Source organism: Aequitasia blattaphilus, from assembly GCF_024721305.1.
Classification (GTDB): Bacteria; Bacillota; Clostridia; order Lachnospirales; family Lachnospiraceae; genus Aequitasia; species Aequitasia blattaphila.
Map to the genome: position 1 here is coordinate 47,896 of NZ_JAMXOD010000007.1, position 20,744 is coordinate 68,639.

Annotated in this window: 21 protein-coding genes and 1 other annotated feature; all 21 genes read right to left on the reverse strand. The window is 39.7% G+C overall.

Features of this window, described 5'->3' with window-relative positions; genetic code table 11:
* Positions 1-2 precede the first annotated feature (2 nt).
* The 21 genes from rpsG to rpmG all read right to left on the reverse strand — a co-directional run bounded on the left by rpsG (position 3) and on the right by rpmG (position 20,635).
* On the reverse strand, positions 3-473 hold the full coding sequence (rpsG, locus tag NHH15_RS06390) for a 30S ribosomal protein S7 (protein ID WP_262065829.1): 471 nt from the start codon (positions 471-473) through the stop codon (positions 3-5).
* 149 nt (positions 474-622) lie between these two features.
* Positions 623-1,042, reverse strand: a complete 420-nt coding sequence (gene rpsL / locus NHH15_RS06395; protein ID WP_262065830.1) for a 30S ribosomal protein S12 — start codon at positions 1,040-1,042, stop codon at positions 623-625.
* A 131-nt stretch (positions 1,043-1,173) separates the two neighbouring features.
* A complete protein-coding gene (locus NHH15_RS06400) occupies positions 1,174-1,755 on the reverse strand; it encodes an HD domain-containing protein (protein WP_262065831.1) in 582 nt (193 codons plus the stop codon).
* 88 nt (positions 1,756-1,843) lie between these two features.
* The gene (locus NHH15_RS06405; protein ID WP_262065832.1) at positions 1,844-2,929 is read right to left on the reverse strand and encodes a M24 family metallopeptidase; all 1,086 of its coding nucleotides are present in this window, start codon (positions 2,927-2,929) and stop codon (positions 1,844-1,846) included.
* 99 nt (positions 2,930-3,028) lie between these two features.
* Positions 3,029-3,478 carry a protease inhibitor I42 family protein gene (locus tag NHH15_RS06410; RefSeq protein ID WP_262065833.1) on the reverse strand — a complete coding sequence of 150 codons (450 nt, stop codon included), beginning with the start codon at positions 3,476-3,478 and terminating at the stop codon, positions 3,029-3,031.
* A gap of 70 nt (positions 3,479-3,548) precedes the next feature.
* Positions 3,549-4,346, reverse strand: a complete 798-nt coding sequence (locus NHH15_RS06415) for a response regulator (RefSeq protein WP_262065834.1) — start codon at positions 4,344-4,346, stop codon at positions 3,549-3,551.
* On the reverse strand, positions 4,343-6,160 hold the full coding sequence (locus NHH15_RS15605; protein ID WP_262065835.1) for a sensor histidine kinase: 1,818 nt from the start codon (positions 6,158-6,160) through the stop codon (positions 4,343-4,345). Before NHH15_RS15605 ends, NHH15_RS06415 begins: the two co-directional genes overlap by 4 nt.
* Positions 6,161-6,266: 106 nt before the next feature.
* A complete protein-coding gene (locus tag NHH15_RS06425) occupies positions 6,267-6,443 on the reverse strand; it encodes a FeoB-associated Cys-rich membrane protein (protein WP_262065836.1) in 177 nt (58 codons plus the stop codon).
* Positions 6,444-6,475: 32 nt separating this feature from the next.
* Positions 6,476-8,665, reverse strand: coding sequence for a ferrous iron transport protein B (gene feoB, locus NHH15_RS06430; protein ID WP_262065837.1), 2,190 nt, complete (start codon positions 8,663-8,665; stop codon positions 6,476-6,478).
* A gap of 16 nt (positions 8,666-8,681) precedes the next feature.
* Entirely contained in the window at positions 8,682-8,903 is a 222-nt protein-coding gene (locus NHH15_RS06435; protein ID WP_262065838.1) for a FeoA family protein, read from the reverse strand.
* 32 nt (positions 8,904-8,935) lie between these two features.
* Positions 8,936-9,148 carry a FeoA family protein gene (locus NHH15_RS06440; RefSeq protein ID WP_262065839.1) on the reverse strand — a complete coding sequence of 71 codons (213 nt, stop codon included), beginning with the start codon at positions 9,146-9,148 and terminating at the stop codon, positions 8,936-8,938.
* 16 nt (positions 9,149-9,164) lie between these two features.
* Positions 9,165-9,407, reverse strand: a complete 243-nt coding sequence (locus NHH15_RS06445) for a Fur family transcriptional regulator (protein WP_262065840.1) — start codon at positions 9,405-9,407, stop codon at positions 9,165-9,167.
* Between the two features lie 154 nt (positions 9,408-9,561).
* Positions 9,562-13,206: a DNA-directed RNA polymerase subunit beta' gene (rpoC, locus tag NHH15_RS06450; RefSeq protein ID WP_262065841.1), complete on the reverse strand. Its 3,645-nt coding sequence runs from the start codon at positions 13,204-13,206 to the stop codon at positions 9,562-9,564.
* A 14-nt stretch (positions 13,207-13,220) separates the two neighbouring features.
* A complete protein-coding gene (gene rpoB, locus NHH15_RS06455) occupies positions 13,221-17,078 on the reverse strand; it encodes a DNA-directed RNA polymerase subunit beta (protein ID WP_262065842.1) in 3,858 nt (1,285 codons plus the stop codon).
* A gap of 185 nt (positions 17,079-17,263) precedes the next feature.
* Positions 17,264-17,638, reverse strand: coding sequence for a 50S ribosomal protein L7/L12 (rplL, locus tag NHH15_RS06460; RefSeq protein ID WP_262065843.1), 375 nt, complete (start codon positions 17,636-17,638; stop codon positions 17,264-17,266).
* A gap of 26 nt (positions 17,639-17,664) precedes the next feature.
* Positions 17,665-18,264, reverse strand: coding sequence for a 50S ribosomal protein L10 (rplJ, locus tag NHH15_RS06465; RefSeq protein ID WP_262065844.1), 600 nt, complete (start codon positions 18,262-18,264; stop codon positions 17,665-17,667).
* A 46-nt stretch (positions 18,265-18,310) separates the two neighbouring features.
* Positions 18,311-18,453: a sequence feature (ribosomal protein L10 leader region), on the reverse strand.
* 34 nt (positions 18,454-18,487) lie between these two features.
* Positions 18,488-19,180 (reverse strand): 50S ribosomal protein L1, encoded by a 693-nt coding sequence (gene rplA, locus NHH15_RS06470; RefSeq protein ID WP_262065845.1) that lies wholly within the window; start codon positions 19,178-19,180, stop codon positions 18,488-18,490.
* 59 nt (positions 19,181-19,239) lie between these two features.
* Positions 19,240-19,665, reverse strand: a complete 426-nt coding sequence (rplK, locus tag NHH15_RS06475; protein WP_262065846.1) for a 50S ribosomal protein L11 — start codon at positions 19,663-19,665, stop codon at positions 19,240-19,242.
* Between the two features lie 54 nt (positions 19,666-19,719).
* Positions 19,720-20,235, reverse strand: a complete 516-nt coding sequence (gene nusG / locus NHH15_RS06480) for a transcription termination/antitermination protein NusG (RefSeq protein WP_262065847.1) — start codon at positions 20,233-20,235, stop codon at positions 19,720-19,722.
* A 26-nt stretch (positions 20,236-20,261) separates the two neighbouring features.
* On the reverse strand, positions 20,262-20,462 hold the full coding sequence (gene secE, locus NHH15_RS06485) for a preprotein translocase subunit SecE (protein WP_262065848.1): 201 nt from the start codon (positions 20,460-20,462) through the stop codon (positions 20,262-20,264).
* A 23-nt stretch (positions 20,463-20,485) separates the two neighbouring features.
* Positions 20,486-20,635: a 50S ribosomal protein L33 gene (rpmG, locus tag NHH15_RS06490; RefSeq protein WP_118346549.1), complete on the reverse strand. Its 150-nt coding sequence runs from the start codon at positions 20,633-20,635 to the stop codon at positions 20,486-20,488.
* Between the last annotated feature and the right edge of the window lie 109 nt (positions 20,636-20,744).

The following is a 20,744-nucleotide window of genomic DNA, read 5'->3' on the forward strand; positions in this document are numbered from 1 at the left end:
TGTTAGAATCTATAGTGAGCAAAAGCTTTATTCGCTTCAGCCATCTTATGCATATCTTCTTTTTTCTTCACAGATGCTCCTGTGTTATTGGATGCATCCAAAAGCTCATTAGCAAGTCTTTCTTCCATTGTCTTTTCGCCTCTATTACGAGAATACAATGTTAACCAACGAAGTGCTAAAGCTTGTCTTCTTTCCGCTCTTACTTCGATTGGTACCTGATAAGTTGCTCCACCGATTCTTCTAGCCTTAACTTCAAGTACAGGCATAATATTATTCATAGCCTCTTCAAATACTTCAATAGCTGGCTTACCGGCTTTTTCTGCGACCTTATCAAATGCTCCGTATACAATTTTCTGTGCTACACCCTTCTTACCATCTAACATGATGTTATTGATAAGCTTGGTAACCACTTTATTATTGTACATTGGATCTGCTAATACGTCTCTTTTTTGAGTATGTCCTTTACGTGGCACGGTCCTTCCCTCCTTAAACATTATTGTGTATAAACACTGATTAATTCATCGGTACTCACATGTGTCTTTCTAATGATCCTGTGTAGTGCGTTTATCTATCGAATCCGCAACTTACTTCATCATAGTTCCGTTTGTGATTACACTAGTTTTTATTTAGCGTCTTTTGGTCTCTTTGCACCATACTTAGAACGAGATTGTCTTCTGTTGGCAACTCCTGCTGTATCTAGTGTACCTCTAACAACGTGGTATCTTGTACCTGGAAGGTCTTTTACTCTTCCTCCACGGATCAGAACAACGCTATGCTCTTGAAGGTTGTGGCCTTCTCCTGGAATATAGCTTGTTACTTCAATACCGTTAGACAAACGTACTCTGGCAATTTTTCTAAGTGCTGAGTTAGGCTTCTTTGGTGTAGCAGTCTTAACTGCTGTACAAACACCTCTTTTTTGAGGAGCAGATTCATTTGTTGATCTTTTTCTCAAAGAGTTGTAACCTTTTTGAAGCGCAGGTGCTGTAGACTTCTTTACAGATGTCTGACGACCTTTTTTCACTAACTGGTTAAATGTTGGCATTTCTTTTTCACCTCCTATGATTATAATAAGTTGCTGTTTTTGCTCATTGCAAATGTGGGCGCACAAATAGGATGTACCTGCGTGCACACTAAACAATTCTATAACTTTTAGACGGAAATGTCAAGAATTTATTATAAACCAATTTGATCGGCTATTTCTGTCATTTCCTCCAATGCAATATCCATCAAATCTTCCAGTCTAAGACCTGTAAATTCAATCGCCTCCATATAATCTCTATTGGCTCCTGCTGCAAAACGAAGCTCATTAAATCTTTTACGAATGGATTTCTTTTTCACACTTGCGATCTTTTTATCCGGATAGATTTGAGCCACTGCTTTTACAAAGCCACTCATTGGATCCGCCGCAAGAATTGCATATTCCAGGTTTGTCTTAGCCTTTTTCCCTGATTTTGGATTATGAGCTTTGATGGCCTCAAATAAAACTTCGTCCTCAATCCCTTCTTTCTTAAGAATTTCTATTGAGGTTGGTCCATGTACGCTTAAATCATTCTGCCAGTCACAATGCTCTTCATCCAGATCATGAAGCAATCCGACTATTCCCCAGTATTCTACCTGGTCAGGTTCCAATCTTTTGGCAAGGCCTTTCATAATTACCTCCACAGCATAAGAGTGGGTAATATAGTTTTCACCTTCCATATATTTCATCAGTATTTCGTGAGCTCGTTCTCTTGTCAATTTTTCATTTCCTGCCATCTTTTCATCCTCCTGTATAATCTTCTATCTAATAATAATAGGAAGCCCCTTCTTTTGTAAAGGGACTTCCTACGTCAAATCCATTCTTTTATTCTTCTGGTACTACAATCAAATCTTTTGTAAAATGATTCAACACTTCACATCCATCTTCCGTAATGATTACTAAATCCTCAATACGAACTCCAATTCCCTCTTCCGGAATGTAAATTCCCGGCTCAACAGAAAAGCATTGTCCTACCTGGATAACATCCTCATTGACAGAAGACACATCTCCAAACTCATGATCTTCCAGACCAATGGAGTGTCCTGTTCTATGAGTGAAGTACTGTCCAAATCCCTTTTCTTCGATGTAGTTACGTGCTGCCAAGTCTACATCCTTCATCTTATTTCCAGGCTTTGCCGCAGCAATACCACGCATATTAGCTTCCACTACAATATCATAGATTTCTCTTTGTCGATCTGATACTTCACCAATAAATACCGTTCTTGTCATGTCCGAAGCATAATTATCTTTAAAAGCCCCAATGTCCAAAACCACACAATCTCCACGTTTTCCTTTTGAATCATCGGTTACATGGTGTGGGTCTGCTGCACCTTTTGCATAAGCTGTGATTGGATCAAAGGATACATCCTCACATCCCAGCTCTTTATAAATCTCCCGTATCTTTGCGTTTAGCTCTCTTTCTGTCATGCCTTTGACTACATATGGTATCAACTTTTCCATTGCAATATCATTTAGTCTGGAGGATTCTCTCATAAGAGCTTGCTCTTTTTCATCTTTCACCATACGAATGTAATCGATGATTGGCGAACCATTCACAAACTTACTTCCGCCGCCCAGCTCTTGTAAACGAATCAGGAATTTTGCCGGCCATGTTTTATCAATTCCCATCACCTTATCTTTGTCCACATATTGGCTCAGTATTTCTACCCCATCTTCAATGTCATCATACCAGATGATATCAACCCCCATGTCTCCTTCTTGAGGAAAGAGCTTATTAATCATCATCTTATGATTACCATTAGTATTTAGATAAAGTGCCAACAATCTTTCTCCTGGATGAATCCAATGTCCAGTCAAATAAAAAATCGCTACCGGGTCAGATATAATCATCTGTGGCACTTGGTTTGCCTCCATAGAAGCAAGTACTCTTTTTAATTTGTTTTGATCCATGTCTAATTTCCCTCACCTTTCAATGAATTACGCATCGTTGCGTCTAAGGTCATTATAGTCCTCAAAAAATCCAAAGTCAATGAAGTAAATAGGTATTTATTATTCAATTACGGGCTCTGAAAATTCCGATAATTCCTCCGAATTTTTATCCACAAATTTCACATTTAAGTTCTTCTCCACCTCAAAGTTATAAGTCACTGTATAGGCCTTTTCTCCGCCTTCCCAATCTTGTTTATACTCAAAAACAACCGATACCTGCCCTGCCTTTTCTGCCTCAAATACATAGCGGCTTCTGCCGGGTGCTCCTGCAATTTGATCCTCCCCTTGCCTGCCCTCTATAAAATCCTCACTTTTGAATACCATTTTCCCATCACCAGTCATTTGATAACTCCAGGTATATCCCGTAGTCGGATTCGATTCCAGTTCAATCACAGCTTTCTTTTTTATCTCCTCTTTTCCTGCATCTCCTTGACTGGCTTTCCCGCATCCAGTAAGAAGCAGCACGCTGCAAATCCCTAACAGCACCTTTACAATCACTTTTTTATTCATCACAATATCCTCCTCTTTTTTGTTTGGTATAGGTTTATACTACCAAACAAGGACATCAATTGAACAACACCTAATAATCTTTCTGGGAATCCAGGTATCCTACTGTAAATTCTCCCCAATAGTAATTACTCATATACTCTCCACTATACCCATTCACAGCTTTTACATCACCTTCCAAAAAGGCGTAGTAATCACACTCAATTTTCCCTTTGTCAATGGCAATTCCCGTACGATTCTTAATGATAATATCCTCTGCTCCAACACTTTTTAAGGCTTTTCCCATTTCACTTACAAAGGTTTGCATTTGTTTTTGTCTGGAACGGTCATACATCCCATCCTCCCAAATGATGGAAGCCAGCTCCGACATCGTCACACCTGCTCCTTTCCGGTCTACTAAATACGCAAGAATCTCTTTGGACTTACTTCTGGAAAAATGAATAGGTTTTCCGTCATAAAAGACTTCAAAATTCCCAAAAGTCTGCATAACGACTCCCTTTTTTAATTCTGTTACCTGGTCCTTTTTAACGTATTCCAATTCTTTTCGTATTTCATCTACTCCTGCCGGCTTCAGGAGATATCCAGATACGTGTTGTTTAAAAGCTTCTACTGCATATTCCGAATATCCTGTCAGGAAAATAATACTGATGTCCGAATCAATGTCTTTCACCTGCTTCGCCATCTCCAGCCCATTCATTTCCCTCATATGAATGTCCAAAAAGGCAACATCAGCTTTATGCTCTTTTAAATATTCCAAACACTTAAGCGGATTTGTAAACCCTTCCTTTTCCGTTACCGACTCAATTTCTTCCAGACTAAGCAAAATATTCTTTAGTGCAATTTTCTCATCATCTACACATACAACTCTCATGACTCCTCCTCTATCTTCTGAAACTCTTTCGGCAGCTTGATCGTAACTTTCGTTCCTTTGTTTACGACACTTTCAATGGATAAACTGCCTCCTAAAAGTGTTTCAATCCTCTCTGTTGTATTCGTAATTCCTATATGGCTTCTTCCATCCCGTTGTTTTTCCTCTGGATTATATCCCTTCCCATTATCTTCAATCTCAACGTAATAATTCTTTTTATTTTCATAACTTCGCAGTGTCACAACTCCGCCTTCCTCCAAGGGCGCCACCCCATACTTAATCGCATTTTCCACTAAGGGCTGTATGGTAAGGGAAGGAATCAAAAAGTCTCTCACTTCTAATTCATATTCAAAATCCACCTCTTCAAAGCGAAGCCTCTCAATCGCCAGATAATTCTCCAAATGCTGCAATTCTCTCTCAAAGGGAATCGGCTTTCTCTCTTTCAAGGAGTCCATGTTTCCTCGCAAATACTTCGAAAATTTTTCAACCGTCACAGCTGCCAGCTCTGGATTGGTCTTGCACAAATAGTGTATGGTGTTTAATGCATTATATAGGAAATGAGGCTGAATCTGACTCAGCATAATTGCAATCTTACTCCTGGTAATCTCTTCTTCGTATTCCATTACTTTTCTAGAGTTTTCAATCATCTTCACTGTAGCCCTGACAAATAAAAACGCTTGTATCAAAACAAAGACAAATAGCCCACTGGCCAGAATCTTTCCTGTACTAAATAAATCAAAGTAAAAATTCAACATCTCCATTACCATGAACCCACAGTACACAATCATCGAGACCATCATTAAGCCTCTTTTCTTTCTCCTGCTTGGGTAGATCATCAAATGACGTACCACAAACACCATAACCCCTATGCTGATGACGAGATTGAAAAGCACGAGATACATACGGATGTTATAGGCATCTGCATACCCCAGCGCCTGGAGTCCCAGCACACACAACCAAGCCAGCCCACACAGCCACTCCATTGCCTGCAGCACTCTCCGTTCCTTTGTTTCCACAAAAATCATCAGATAGGAGATTGTCAAAATAACCAGGAAGCTTTGAAGGCTTGTGTCTAACACCGCCAGGAACAAAGGAAACTCAAAAACATGACTTATGTATCTGCCATTAATAAAAATCCAAATTCCCCCAGTCAAAATATACAAACCAAAGAACATCATCTTCTTAAGGATTTCTCTGTCCCCCCGTCCGATTAAAGGAGCAAGGATAAACAAAAGAAGCCCAAAGGCAATGAGCACACCCCCTTCAATTAGCAGAAGCATATCCTGAACAAAAAGCTTCTTCATTAATGTCCACGTATCTCCCACACAAAGATTATCAAGAAATACCTGATAAGAGTAATTCGCATTTTCTGGATATTTATTCGATAAAATAATCGTAATATCATCTTGATCTTCTGCCTGATCAATGGTCAGTTCTTCCCAGCTTATTCCAGCCGATTGCATTGCTCTTGGATATCCCGAAACTTCGCCATAATGATAAATTTCAGTTTCGCCATTAAATACCTGTACTTCCAGGTAATAAATATACAGATGAAGTTCTTCATTTTCCTTTAACCTTCTCGAAAAGTGTCCCTTTAAGATTACTTGATCCTCTTTGACATTTTCCAGCTTCATCTCTTTCCCAAGCTTTACCCATTCACCATCTTTCTGCTGATACTCCCCAATAAAACGGATCCCCTCAAGACTATTGTCCTCCCGTTCATATGAGCTTGTTACAACAAACATGTACCCTAGAAGGCAAAGAATCAGAACAATTCCCAAACCTCTTATTCCTTTGAATACTCTATTTTTGTACACTCCCATGTCCTCCCCTCACATTCTTCTATACACTTATATTAATATAATCCCCTTTCTCCTACAAGTAAAAAAGCTTCTCTACGTTTTTCGTAGAAAAGCTTTTTTACTATTTCCTATGTTCCGTATGACCACAATCCATGCCACACCCATCACATCCACAGCTGCATCCGCCACCATTCTTTTTCTTCTTCACAATACTTCTCACAATCAGAACAACAATTATAAGTAGTATTATTCCAATAATCGCTGTTGACAAAATACCGCTGGTAAATAATGCCTCCATAAAACCCCTTCTTTCTAAATCAAATCTGCGTCTTATTTCGCAAATTTATGAGCTTTTACACTCGAAACATTTATGTTCAAGGTTTTGCTCTCCTTATATGGTCTAAACAAAAAGTAGAGAATAAGAGCTACAACAAGGAATCCAACAATCGTCCAAATGGTGAACGCTCCACCGGTGAAAATATTACCAATCTGATAAACCGCCAATGCAACTCCATAGGCTAAAATTGTTTGATATCCAATGGCAAACCAAAACCACTTTGTATTATTCATCTCTCTCTTAATCGCTCCCATTGCCGCAAAGCAAGGTGCACAAAGAAGATTAAATACAAGGAATGAATAAGCGCTCAATGCAGTAAAGCTTGCTGCAAGCGTGGACCATATTTCATTACCCTCTTCTGCTACTTCTGCATAACCATACAGTATCCCAAAAGTACCTACTACATTTTCTTTTGCTACCAATCCGGTAATGGCTGCAACTGCGGCTTTCCATTCTCCCCATCCAAGAGGAACAAATAGCCATGAGATTCCTTTACCGATACTTGCTAATAAACCATTTTCAAGATCCTCAACCATGCCGAATTTTCCATTTACAAAACCAAAGTTTGATGTAAACCAGATAAAGATGGTAGAAAGCAATATAATACTTCCCGCTTTCTTAATAAATGACCATCCTCTTTCCCACATGCTTCTAAGAACATCCGATATTCTTGGCATACGGTATGAAGGAAGCTCCATAACAAAAGGTGCCGGATCTCCTGCAAACATCTTTGTTTTCTTTAGCATAATTCCAGATATAATAATCGCTGCAATTCCCACAAAATATGCACTTGGCGCTACCCATGAAGCACCACCAAACAGGGCTCCTGCAATCAATGCAATAATTGGTAGTTTCGCACCACACGGAATAAATGTCGTTGTCATGATTGTCATCTTTCGGTCTCGATCATTTTCAATCGTTCGGGATGCCATAATTCCCGGCACACCACAACCTGTTCCAATTAAGATTGGAATAAAGGATTTTCCAGACAAACCGAATTTGCGGAAAATTCTGTCCATAATAAATGCGATTCTTGCCATATACCCACAAGACTCTAAAAATGCCAGGAAGATAAAGAGAACTAACATCTGAGGCACAAATCCCAATACTGCTCCAACTCCAGCCACAATACCATCTAAAATCAAGCTCTGAAGCCAGCCAGCCGCATGAACAGATTCTAAAAAACCTCCTAGAATCACAGGAATTCCTGGTATTTCCAATCCAAAAAGACTCCAGCCATCTCCAAACACTCCATCATTGGCCCAATCCGTCGCCCAAGTTCCAACGGTTGTAACCGATACGTAATATACAATCCACATAACAACTGCAAAAATCGGCAGTGCAAGCCATCTGTTGGTTACAATCTTATCAATTTTATCAGAGGTTGTCAGCTTTACCTTGCTTGCTTTTACTAAACTTCCCTCGATAATCGAGCTGATATAGTTATATCTTTCATTCGTGATAATACTTTCTCCGTCATCATCCAGCACTTCTTCACACTTGGAAATAATACTCTCAACATCTATCCTCATGGCAATCTGCTCTTTAATCTTATCATCTCTCTCAAAAAGCTTCACTGCAACAAATCGTTGATCTTTGTCATTTCTTCCACCTTTGTCCTCAATCATTCCCTCAATCTCGGTCAAAGCAGATTCAACCACAGCTGAGAATTCATGAACACGAACAGAGGTCTTACCTTTTGCAGCTTCGATTGCCTTCTTCGTAATCTCTTCAATTCCCTTTTGCTTCATAGCAGATATCTCAACCACAGGGCATCCCAACTTCTTACTCAAGACTCCTGTATTGATTTTATCACCGCTCTTTTCCACTACATCCATCATATTAACTGCAACAACAACCGGTATTCCAAGCTCAATAAGCTGTGTCGTTAAGTAGAGGTTTCTTTCCAAATTGGTACCATCTACAATATTTAAAATTGCATCTGGCTTTTCATTTAGAAGATAATTTCTTGCTACCACCTCTTCTAGTGTATAAGGTGACAAGGAGTAGATTCCAGGCAAATCAGTAATGGTAACCTCTTTCTCTCCCTTTAACTTTCCTTCTTTTTTCTCAACTGTAACCCCTGGCCAGTTTCCAACGTATTGGTTGGAGCCTGTAAGCACATTAAATAGGGTAGTTTTACCACTGTTTGGATTTCCCGCAAGGGCTATCGTAATTCCCATTTCTCTTCCTCCTCGATTAGTTTACTTCTATTAATGCTGCATCGCTTTTACGAAGAGACAATTCATATCCTCTTACTGTAACTTCGATTGGGTCACCTAATGGAGCAACCTTTCTTACATAAACAGAAGTACCCTTTGTAATGCCCATATCCATAATTCTTCTTTTAATTGCACCTTCGCCGTAAAGCTTTTTAACACTTACCGTCGAACCTACCGGAACATCTCTTAAACTTTGCATCTTCTTATCTCTCCTTATTGTTTCCTATTCCTTTAAACCATAATCTTGTTCGCTATCGATTTGCTGATTGCAACTCTGGAGTCCTTTACCTGTACAATCACATTTCCGCCACTGGAAGAAACGATTCTCACCTCTTCACCTGCAACGAAACCTAACTCTCCAAGAAAACTTCTTGTTTCTTCTTTTCCTCCAACCTTCTTAATACTTGCGGAGTCTCCCATGTTTAACATTGTTAAGGGCATCATCTTTCACCACCTTCATTCAAAAACTTACCGTCATCTCTTTTTTCACCAAGTTCAAACTTTCCAAGAGTTGAATTGTTCGATATACCGTCGCAATTCCTACATTCTGATCGATTTTTTTAACGGCATAGTATACTTCTTTCACCGAAGAATATTCGTTATCGATAATCAGCTTGAGAAGTACTCGTCTTTGATTGGTTATGCGATAACCCTTTTCTCTTAGCAATACAATTGCTTCCTCTACACGTTCTTCCTTATTCATTTCCTAATCCTCGTATTTTTGATTATGATTATCATTAACATTATAGTTTCTATTCTGCTCTTTGTCAATTCTTTTTGATAATTAATTTCAAAAAGAGAGCCATCACAAATGTATGCTTCTGCATTCTCATTTGCGATGACTCTCTCTATTTGAATTATTCTTCGACCGTCATAAAGGTATCATTTGAAATGGATTCTCCAATTTCAGTGGCATCTTCATAACCAATCAATGTATCATCCTCAATCATCATAGATTGTGATTCCAACTCAACATCCCGATATCTTCTCATACCAGTACCAGCTGGAATATGTTTACCAATGATTACATTTTCTTTTAGACCTACTAAGTGGTCAACTTTTCCCTTAATTGCTGCTTCCGTAAGAACCTTTGTAGTTTCCTGGAATGATGCAGCTGACAAGAATGAATCCGTTGCCAAAGAAGCTTTCGTAATACCAAGCATAATCTGCTCGCCAGTTGCTTCTTCTTTGCCCTCTTTTTGAAGTTCTTCGTTCTTGTCTTCAAAGTCTAATATATCTACTAAAGTACCTGGTAAGAAATCAGAATCACCAGCGTCTTCAATCTTAATCTTCTTTAACATCTGACGCACGATTACTTCAATATGCTTATCGTTGATTTCAACACCTTGAAGTCTGTATACACGTTGTACTTCTTGAATCATATAATTTTGAACCGCCTTGAGTCCTTTAATCTTCAAAATATCATGAGGATTTACACTACCTTCTGTCAACTCATCTCCGGCTTCTAATTCCTGATCATCACGAATCTTAATTCTTGATCCATAGGGGATTAAATATGCTTTTGATTCTCCAGTTTCATGGCTGGTTACAATGATTTCTCTTTTCTTCTTAGAGTCACTTATGGTTGCAACTCCGGCAAACTCTGTAATAATCGCAAGACCTTTTGGCTTTCTTGCTTCAAAGAGCTCCTCGACACGAGGAAGACCCTGGGTAATATCGTCACCGGCCACACCACCAGTATGGAAAGTACGCATAGTAAGCTGTGTTCCCGGCTCTCCAATAGACTGAGCCGCTATAATACCAACTGCTTCTCCTACCTGTACCGGTTCCCCTGTTGCCATGTTGGCACCGTAACATTTTGCACAAACTCCGGCATGAGATTTACAGGTCAGCATTGTACGAATTTTAATCTTCGTAAGTTCGTTTCCATTCTCATCCACACCTTTTTTCATAATAAGTTCTGCACGCTTCGGTGTTACCATATGATTTTCTTTTACTAAAACATTTCCATCTTTATCCCGAATCGTCTCTGCAAGATAACGTCCAGTAATACGTTCTTGAAGTCCTTCAATTTCCTCGTTGCCTTCCATAAATGCTTTTACGTAGGTTCCAGGAATTCCGTCTCCTCTTTGACAATCCACATCACGGATAATCAAATCCTGAGACACATCTACAAGACGTCTCGTCAAGTATCCTGAATCGGCAGTACGAAGAGCGGTATCTGAAAGACCTTTACGCGCTCCATGGGCAGACATAAAGTATTCCAATACATCCAGTCCCTCACGGAAGTTTGACTTGATTGGAAGTTCAATAGTACGTCCTGTTGTATCCGCCATCAATCCACGCATACCTGCAAGCTGCTTGATCTGCTTGTCAGAACCACGGGCTCCTGAATCCGCCATCATATAGATGTTGTTATAGCTGTCAAGTCCAGACAGAAGAGCTTCTGTCAGCTTATCATCTGTTACCTTCCAGGTTTCTACAACTTCTTTGTAACGTTCTTCTTCTGTAATAAGACCACGTTTGTAGTTCTTTGTAATCTTATCCACAGTTGCCTGAGCCTCTTCAATCATCTGTGGTTTTTCTGGCGGCACTGTCATATCCGAAATAGATACCGTCATAGCCGCTCTAGTTGAATACTTGTATCCAATCGATTTTACTGCATCCAGTACTTCTGCCGTTGCAGTAGAACCATGATTATTAATTACTTTTTCTAAAATCTGCTTTAACTGTTTCTTTCCAACATGGAAATCTATTTCAAGAAGAAGTTCATTTCCTTCCTTTTCACGATCTACAAATCCAAGATCCTGAGGAATAATCTCGTTGAAAATAAATCTTCCAAGAGTAGACTCAACAAGGTCTGTTATCACGCTTCCATCTGGCATGGTCTTGCTGATACGAACCTTTATTTTGGAATGCAATGTAATTGCTTCATTTTCATAAGCAAGAATTGCTTCATTCACGCTCTTGTAGAAATTCCCTTCGCCCTTTGCACCAGGACGCTCCTGTGTCAGGTAGTAGATTCCAAGAACCATATCCTGAGAAGGAACGGCTACCGGCCCACCATCTGATGGCTTCAACAAGTTGTTTGGAGAGAGGAGCAAAAATCTACACTCCGCCTGTGCTTCTACTGATAAAGGAAGATGCACCGCCATCTGGTCTCCATCGAAATCCGCATTGTAAGCTGTACACACCAAGGGATGAAGTTTAATCGCTTTACCTTCAACCAGGATTGGTTCAAATGCCTGAATACCTAGTCTATGAAGTGTAGGGGCACGGTTTAGCATAACTGGATGCTCTTTAATAACATCTTCCAGTACATCCCATACTTCTGGCTGCAGCTTCTCTACCATTTTCTTGGCATTTTTTATATTATGGGCTGTTCCGTTTTGAACCAGCTCTTTCATAACAAAAGGTTTAAATAGCTCAATTGCCATTTCCTTTGGAAGACCACACTGATAAATCTTTAGTTCCGGTCCAACTACAATAACGGAACGTCCGGAGTAATCCACACGTTTTCCAAGTAAGTTCTGACGGAAACGTCCTGATTTACCTTTCAACATATCGGATAAAGATTTTAAGGCTCTGTTACCTGGTCCTGTAACCGGACGTCCACGACGGCCATTATCAATCAAGGCATCCACAGCTTCTTGAAGCATTCTCTTCTCGTTTCGAACGATGATATCCGGTGCTCCAAGTTCCAAAAGTCTTTTCAAACGGTTGTTACGGTTAATGATTCGTCTGTATAAGTCGTTCAAGTCAGATGTAGCAAAACGTCCACCATCCAACTGAACCATCGGTCTTAAATCCGGTGGAATAACAGGAATTGCTGTCATAATCATCCATTCCGGTTTATTGCCTGATTCTCTAAAAGCCTCTACAACTTCCAATCTTTTTACAATTCTGGCTCTTTTTTGTCCTGTTGCATGCTCTAAATCAGACTGAAGTTCCTCGTATTCTTTATCTAATTCAATAGACTCCAACAATTCTTTGATTGCTTCTGCACCCATTCCAACACGGAAAGCTCCGTAACCATAAGAATCAATAGCATCCTGATACTCTGCTTCCGAGAGCACTTGCTTGTAGGTGAGATTTGTGTCCATTCCATCCAAAACAACGTAGGAAGCAAAGTACAACACCTTCTCAAGTGTTCTTGGAGATAAGTCAAGAATAAGACCCATTCTACTGGGAATACCCTTGAAATACCAAATATGAGAAACCGGGGCAGCTAAAGCAATATGACCCATGCGTTCACGACGCACACTTGCTTTGGTAACTTCTACGCCACAACGGTCACAAACTACGCCTTTGTAACGAATCTTTTTATATTTTCCACAGTGACATTCCCAGTCTTTGCTAGGTCCAAATATCTTCTCACAGAACAAACCATCTTTTTCCGGCTTCAGCGTTCTGTAATTAATCGTTTCCGGTTTTGTAACTTCTCCCCTGGACCATTGTAATACCTTCTCAGGTGATGCCAAACCGATTCGAATGGAGTCAAATGTCATAGGTTTATAGCTTTCTTGATTTACTGCTGGCATATTGGCACCCCTTTCTATTCTTCGTCGTCTGAAAATTCATCAAATGTAATTTCCATGTCATCCACTACATCTTCTGGCTCCGCCTCTTCAATGGCTACCAGCTCTTCTCCTTGGAATTCCTGCGCAGTATATCCCTTCTCACCCAAGTTTTCCTCATTATTATACTTACGATCCCCTTCGATTAGAGAACGGAAATCTGTTTCTCCCAGATCAACTGTTTCCATAATCTCTACCTCTGAGTTATCTTCTCTTAACACTCTAACATCAAGACCCAAAGACTGCAGCTCTTTTAAGAGAACCTTAAAGGATTCCGGAATTCCCGGCTCCGGTATGTTATCCCCTTTAATAATCGCTTCATACGTCTTTACACGTCCTACCACATCATCTGATTTAACGGTCAGAATTTCTTGCAAGGTATAAGATGCTCCATAGGCCTCTAAAGCCCAAACTTCCATCTCTCCAAATCTCTGTCCACCAAACTGCGCTTTACCACCTAACGGCTGTTGTGTAACCAGTGAGTAAGGTCCCGTAGAACGAGCGTGAATCTTATCATCAACCAAGTGATGAAGTTTCAGGTAATGCATGTGTCCAATCGTTACCGGACTATCAAAGTACTCACCTGTTCTACCGTCTCTTAAGCGTACCTTTCCATCTCGAGAAAGAGGTACTCCCTTCCAAAGCTCTCTATGATCTCTGTTTTCATAAAGCTGCTCCAACACTTCCGGACGCACTGAGTCTTTGTATTTTGCTTCAAATTCTTCCCATTCACTATTTACATAATCGTTTGCAAGATCCAGGGTATCCATAATATCATTCTCATCTGCACCATCAAATACAGGTGTGGCAATATTAAATCCAAGAGCCTTGGCAGCCAAAGATAAATGTATTTCCAAAACCTGTCCAATGTTCATACGTGACGGTACACCCAATGGATTCAGTACGATATCCAAAGGTCTTCCATTTGGCAGGAAAGGCATATCTTCTACCGGAAGAACTCTGGAAACAACACCCTTGTTTCCATGACGTCCAGCCATTTTGTCTCCAACAGATATTTTTCTCTTTTGGGCAATGTAAATACGAACCGCCTGATTCACTCCCGGAGACAGCTCATCGCCGTTTTCTCTTGTAAACACCTTAGCATCTACAACAATTCCATATTCACCATGAGGCACCTTCAAAGAAGTATCTCGAACCTCTCTGGCTTTTTCACCAAAGATTGCACGGAGAAGACGTTCTTCTGCTGTCAACTCTGTCTCTCCCTTTGGTGTTACTTTACCTACCAAAATGTCTCCCGCCCGGACTTCTGCTCCGATGCGGATAATTCCACGATCATCCAGGTTTTTAAGAGCATCATCTCCAACTCCTGGAATATCTCTGGTGATTTCTTCTGGTCCAAGCTTTGTATCTCTTGCTTCTGCTTCATACTCTTCAATATGAATCGATGTATACACATCATCCTGTACAAGACGTTCACTTAAAAGTACAGCATCCTCATAGTTATAACCTTCCCAAGTCATAAATCCAATCAGAGGGTTCTTTCCAAGAGCCATCTCGCCTTTTGCAGTAGAAGGTCCATCTGCAATTACATCTCCCGCTTTTACCCTGTCATCTTTAAAGACGATTGGTCTTTGGTTGTAGCAGTTACTTTGGTTACTTCTTAAAAACTTAGTTAATTTATATCTTTCTAAACGGCCATCATCTTCACGAATGGTGATTTCTGTCGAAGTTACCCGCTCCACTACACCATCTTTTTTCGCAACAATACAAACACCGGAGTCAACCGCTGATTTTTCTTCCATACCAGTTCCTACAACAGGAGCCTCAGTCAGCATAAGAGGTACGGCTTGTCGTTGCATGTTTGATCCCATCAGCGCACGGTTCGCATCGTCATTTTCAAGGAAAGGAATCAATGCCGTCGCCACTGAGAATACCATCTTAGGAGATACATCCATGTAGTCAAACATGGTTTTTTCATATTCTTGTGTCTCCTCTTTATAACGGCCTGAAACATTGGCATGTTTGAAATGTCCCTCTTCATCCAATGGCTCATTCGCCTGTGCAACATGGTAGTTGTCCTCTTCATCAGCAGTCATATATACTACTTCATCCGTTACAACCGGATTTTCCGGATCATCATGATTAATGGTACGATACGGCGCCTCAATAAACCCATACTGATTAATCCGTGCATAGGTTGCAAGGGAGTTAATCAGACCAATGTTTGGACCTTCCGGTGTTTCGATAGGACACATTCTTCCGTAATGGGAGTAGTGAACATCTCGAACCTCAAATCCGGCACGGTCTCTTGACAGACCACCAGGACCTAATGCAGAGAGACGTCTTTTATGAGTCAACTCTCCAAGAGGGTTATTTTGATCCATGAACTGAGACAACTGAGAGGAACCGAAAAATTCCTTAACAGCCGCAGTAACAGGCTTAATATTAATCAATGACTGTGGTGAAATTCCATCTAAATCTTGTGTTGTCATTCTCTCACGAACAACTCTTTCTAATCTGGACAGACCAATTCTGTATTGATTCTGCAAAAGCTCACCAACTGCACGAATACGTCTGTTTCCTAAATGGTCAATGTCGTCATCATTTCCCATTCCGTACTCAATATGGATATTATAATTAATGGAAGCAAAAATATCTTCCTTTGTAATATGCTTTGGTATTAAATCAGGGAGTTCTCTTTTTACAAGAGCCTTTAATTCGTCAATATCGCCTTCTGATTCCTCAATGATACCTGCAAGAACTGGATAATATACTAATTCCGTTACGCCTACTTCTTCTGGATCTATATCTACAATCGTTGCAAAGTCAACCATCATGTTTGATAAAATTTTGATTGGTCTGTCTTCTTCTGGTACATCAACCATCACAAAAGGAGCCCCGCTATTTTGAATGTCATCTGCCAGTTCTCTTGTAATAAGACTTCCCTTTTGAGCAACAACTTCACCTGTTACCTTACTCACCACATCCTCTGCCAAGGTGCGTCCGGTAATCCTATTTTTGAGAGCTAACTTTTTATTGAATTTATAACGTCCAACTTTAGCCAAATCATATCTCTTTGGATCAAAGAACATACTGTTGATTAAACTTTCCGCACTATCAACTGCTAATGGTTCTCCTGGACGTATTTTTTTGTATAACTCTAATAGCCCCTCCTGATAATTTGAAGCGGCATCTTTATCAAAGCTTGCTAATATTTTAGGTTCTTCCCCGAACATTTCAAGGATTTCCCCATTTGTTCCCACACCCAGGGCACGAATCAATACAGTGATTGGTACTTTTCTGGTTCTATCTACTCTAACATAAAAAACGTCATTGGAATCTGTTTCATATTCTAACCATGCACCCCTATTTGGAATCACAGTAGATGAATAGAGTTTCTTTCCCACTTTATCATGAGAAATTGAATAGTAAATCCCTGGTGAACGTACCAGTTGACTTACGATAACACGTTCTGCTCCATTAATCACAAATGTCCCGGTGCTGGTCATCAGTGGAAGATCACCCATGAAAATTTCATGTTCATTAATTTCTTCTGCTTCCCTGTTGTGAAGTCTTACTTTAACCTTTAATGGTGCAGCGTAAGTTGTATCTCTTTCTTTGCACTCTTCGATTGTATACTTGACATCATCTTCACACAAGGTAAAATCAATAAATTCCAGACTCAACTGACCACTGTAATCAGCAATCGGCGAAATATCAGCAAATACTTCTTTTAGTCCATCTCTAAGAAACCATTGATAAGAATCTTTTTGGACCTCAATCAAGTTAGGCATTTGCAGAACTTCTTTTTGTCTGGAATAGCTCATACGAGTACTTCTACCACTTTTAATGGGACGAATTCTGTTTTTCTCCATATTGACGTTTCACTCCTCTTTCATTATTTAAAAGGAACATACACTGTAAAAACGCAAAAAAAGAGCTTGTAGCTATAATCTTTTGCAGTATATAGAGGCATACATTCCCACAATAGCGCATTTTTAACTATAGCACAAAGCTCTTTCCTTTGTCAATCATTATTTTATTTTGTTATGCTTTTCTCTTATTTAAGAGCTGCTTCTGCACCTTCAGCTTCAAGCTTCGCTTTTAATTCTTCAGCTTCTGCCTTTGTCACACCTTCTTTTACTACCTTAGGAGCATTGTCAACTAATTCTTTTGCTTCCTTAAGTCCAAGTCCAGTGATTTCACGAACTACTTTGATAACCTTAACTTTAGAAGCACCTGCTGCTACTAATTCTACGTCAAACTCATCTTTTTCTTCTGCTCCGCCTGCTTCTCCACCTGCTGCTGCAACTACAACTCCTGCTGCTGCTGATACTCCGAATTCTTCTTCACAAGCTTTTACTAAATCATTTAATTCTAATACAGATAATTCTTTGATTGCTTCAATAAATTCTGCTACTGTTAATTTTGCCATTCTATTTTTCCTCCATTTTAATTTTTTTATTCTTCTGTTGCTGCTTCTTCTGCTTCTACTGCAGGAGCTGCTTCTGCCGCTGGTGCTTCTTCAACTGCTGGTGCTTCTTCTGCTGCTTCTTCAACTGCTGGTGCCGCTTCGCTTCCGCCTGCTTCAGCAATTTGATTAAGCACACGTGCAAGATTTGTAATTGGTGATTGGATACTTCCAAGTAATTTTGAAAGAAGTTCGTCTCTGGATGGGATGTTTGCAAGTTCTGCTAACTGTTCCTGTCCATATACATTTCCTTCCACTACTCCGGCTTTTAACTCCAATGCTTTTGCTGTTTTTGCAAACTTGCTTAAAATACGCGCTGCTGCTGTTGCATCATCTTTTGAAATTGCAAGAGCACTTGGTCCTGCCAAATATTCATCTAATCCTGCAAATTCTGTTCCTTCAAAAGCTCTTTTCATCATTGTGTTTTTGTAAACTTTATACACAATACCTGCTTCTCTCAATTGTTGACGAAGTTCTGTATCTTCTGCTACTGAAAGTCCGCGGTAATCAACAAGTACTATTGATGCTGCGCCTTTTACTTCTGCTGCAATACTGTCAACAATGGGTTGCTTTAATTCAACTTTTGCCATGAATCGGTGTACCTCCTTATATTATTTTCACCGCCGTTTGTCTGAGTTTAACTATAAAAAACCTCTATGCCCAGCAAGACACAGAGGTTTTGAAAATTCTAATTCAAATTCATCAAATCTCCTCGGTAGGCGTATCATACTTATGCTTTAAAAAGCACCTACTGTCTTCGGCAGTCAATTCTTTGGTAGTATATCATTATCTATTTTTGATGTCAATCGGAAATTAAGCTAATTTCATTGGGTTAACTTTAACACCAGGTCCCATTGTTGCTGAAAGTGTAATACTCTTTAAGTATTGTCCTTTTACAGCAGATGGTTTTGCTTTATTTACCGCATCAATCAGCGTTTGGAAGTTGTCTACAAGTTGTTCTTCAGTAAAGGATGCTTTCCCTACTGGTACATGAATGATATTTGTTTTATCAAGTCTGTACTCAATCTTACCTGCTTTGATTTCTTTGATTGCATTTGCAACATCCATTGTTACAGTTCCTGCTTTTGGATTTGGCATAAGTCCTTTTGGTCCAAGTACACGTCCAAGACGACCCACAACACCCATCATATCAGGAGTTGCTACAACAACATCAAATTCAAACCAGTTTTCATTCTGAATCTTAGGAATCAACTCATCTCCTCCAACAAAATCTGCTCCTGCCGCTTTCGCTTCTTCAGCTTTTGCATCTTTTGCAAATACAAGGATTCTTGTTGTTTTTCCTGTTCCGTGAGGTAATACTACCGCACCACGGATTTGTTGATCTGCGTGACGTCCGTCACATCCAGTTCTAATATGTAATTCGATGGTTTCATCAAATTTTGCTGCCGCTGTTTTCTTTACTAATGCAACTGCTTCGTTCGGGTCATAAACCGCAGTTTTATCGATTGCTTTTGCATTTTCTAAATATTTCTTTCCTCTTTTCATTTTACAATAACCTCCTTGTGGTAATCGGGAAATCCCTCCCACTTTCTATTTACACTTTATTATTCTTCTACTACAACACCCATACTACGGCAAGTTCCTGCAACCATGCTCATTGCAGCTTCTGTTGTTGCCGCATTTAAGTCTGGTTTCTTAAGCTCAGCGATTTCTTGCAATTGTGCTTTTGTAATCGTTGCTACTTTTGTTTTGTTTGGAACTCCTGAACCGGATTTAATATTACAAGCCTTCTTGATAAGAACAGCTGCCGGTGGAGTCTTTGTAATAAAACTAAAGCTTCTGTCATTGTAAACTGTAATAACGACAGGGATAATCATATCTCCCTGATCTGCTGTCTTTGCATTGAATTGTTTTGTAAATTCAACGATGTTTACACCATGCTGACCAAGTGCCGGTCCAACCGGTGGTGCTGGTGTTGCTTTCCCAGCAGGAATCTGCAATTTAATGTAACCTTCTACTTTTTTAGCCATCTTAATAACCTCCTTGTGGTACTATCAGAACGGTTTCGTTCCTCCCACTTCTCACTACATTTTTTTTACTTCTGCGAAATCAATTTCTACCGGTGTTTCCCGGCCAAACAGCTCAACATTAATTGTCAGACTTTGCTTTGGAATATTCATGCTCTGGATAACACCAATGGTATCTGCCCAAGCTCCTGCAATAACTTTTACAGTATCTCCTTCTCCAAAGTCCACTTCAATATTTTCTCTTCTTATTCCTAAAGGTGCCATCTCAGCATCTGATAATGGAACCGGCTTTGATCCGGGACCTACAAACCCTGTAACCCCTCTTGTATTACGAACAACGTACCATGTATCGTCATTCATAATCATGTGAATAAGCACATAACCTGGGAACATCTTCTTTTGGCTTGTCTTCTGCATGCCGTTTTTTAACTCAACAACGTCTTGCATCGGAACACGCACTTCCAAAATTTGCTCTTCCAGGTGTCTGTTTTCTATTGTCTTATCAATGTTTGCCTTAACTTTGTTTTCATACCCTGAATAGGTATGAACAACGTACCATTTTGCTTCTGACATATAATCACCTTTCTTTATCGCACTTATTAGCCAAAGTTTACTAACAAATCAACTCCGTACTTCAGTACAAAGTCAACAATTGCGATAATCGCACCCAAAATAACTGATATGACAATTACGGCTGTCGTTTGCTTAAAAAGTGTCATCTTGTCCGGCCAAACTATCTTCTTAAATTCTCTTTTAAGTTCGGTTAGTTTGCTTACCTTTTGAGTCTTATCTTTACTCATAATAAGATCACTCCTTCTCTCAATTATTTTGTTTCTTTGTGCATTGTGTGTGATTTGCAGAATTTGCAATACTTCTTTGTTTCCATACGTTCCGGATGAGCTTTCTTATCCTTCATCATATTGTAGTTACGTTGTTTACATTCTGTACACTCTAATGTGATTCTTGTACGCACAACTTCCACCTCGCTTTATCATCTAATTCACGATCTATTTTTCTGTACAAAAAAAAAGACCTGCTTCCATTCGCTCGGATATTGTATCACAGGGGCGAACAGAAAGCAA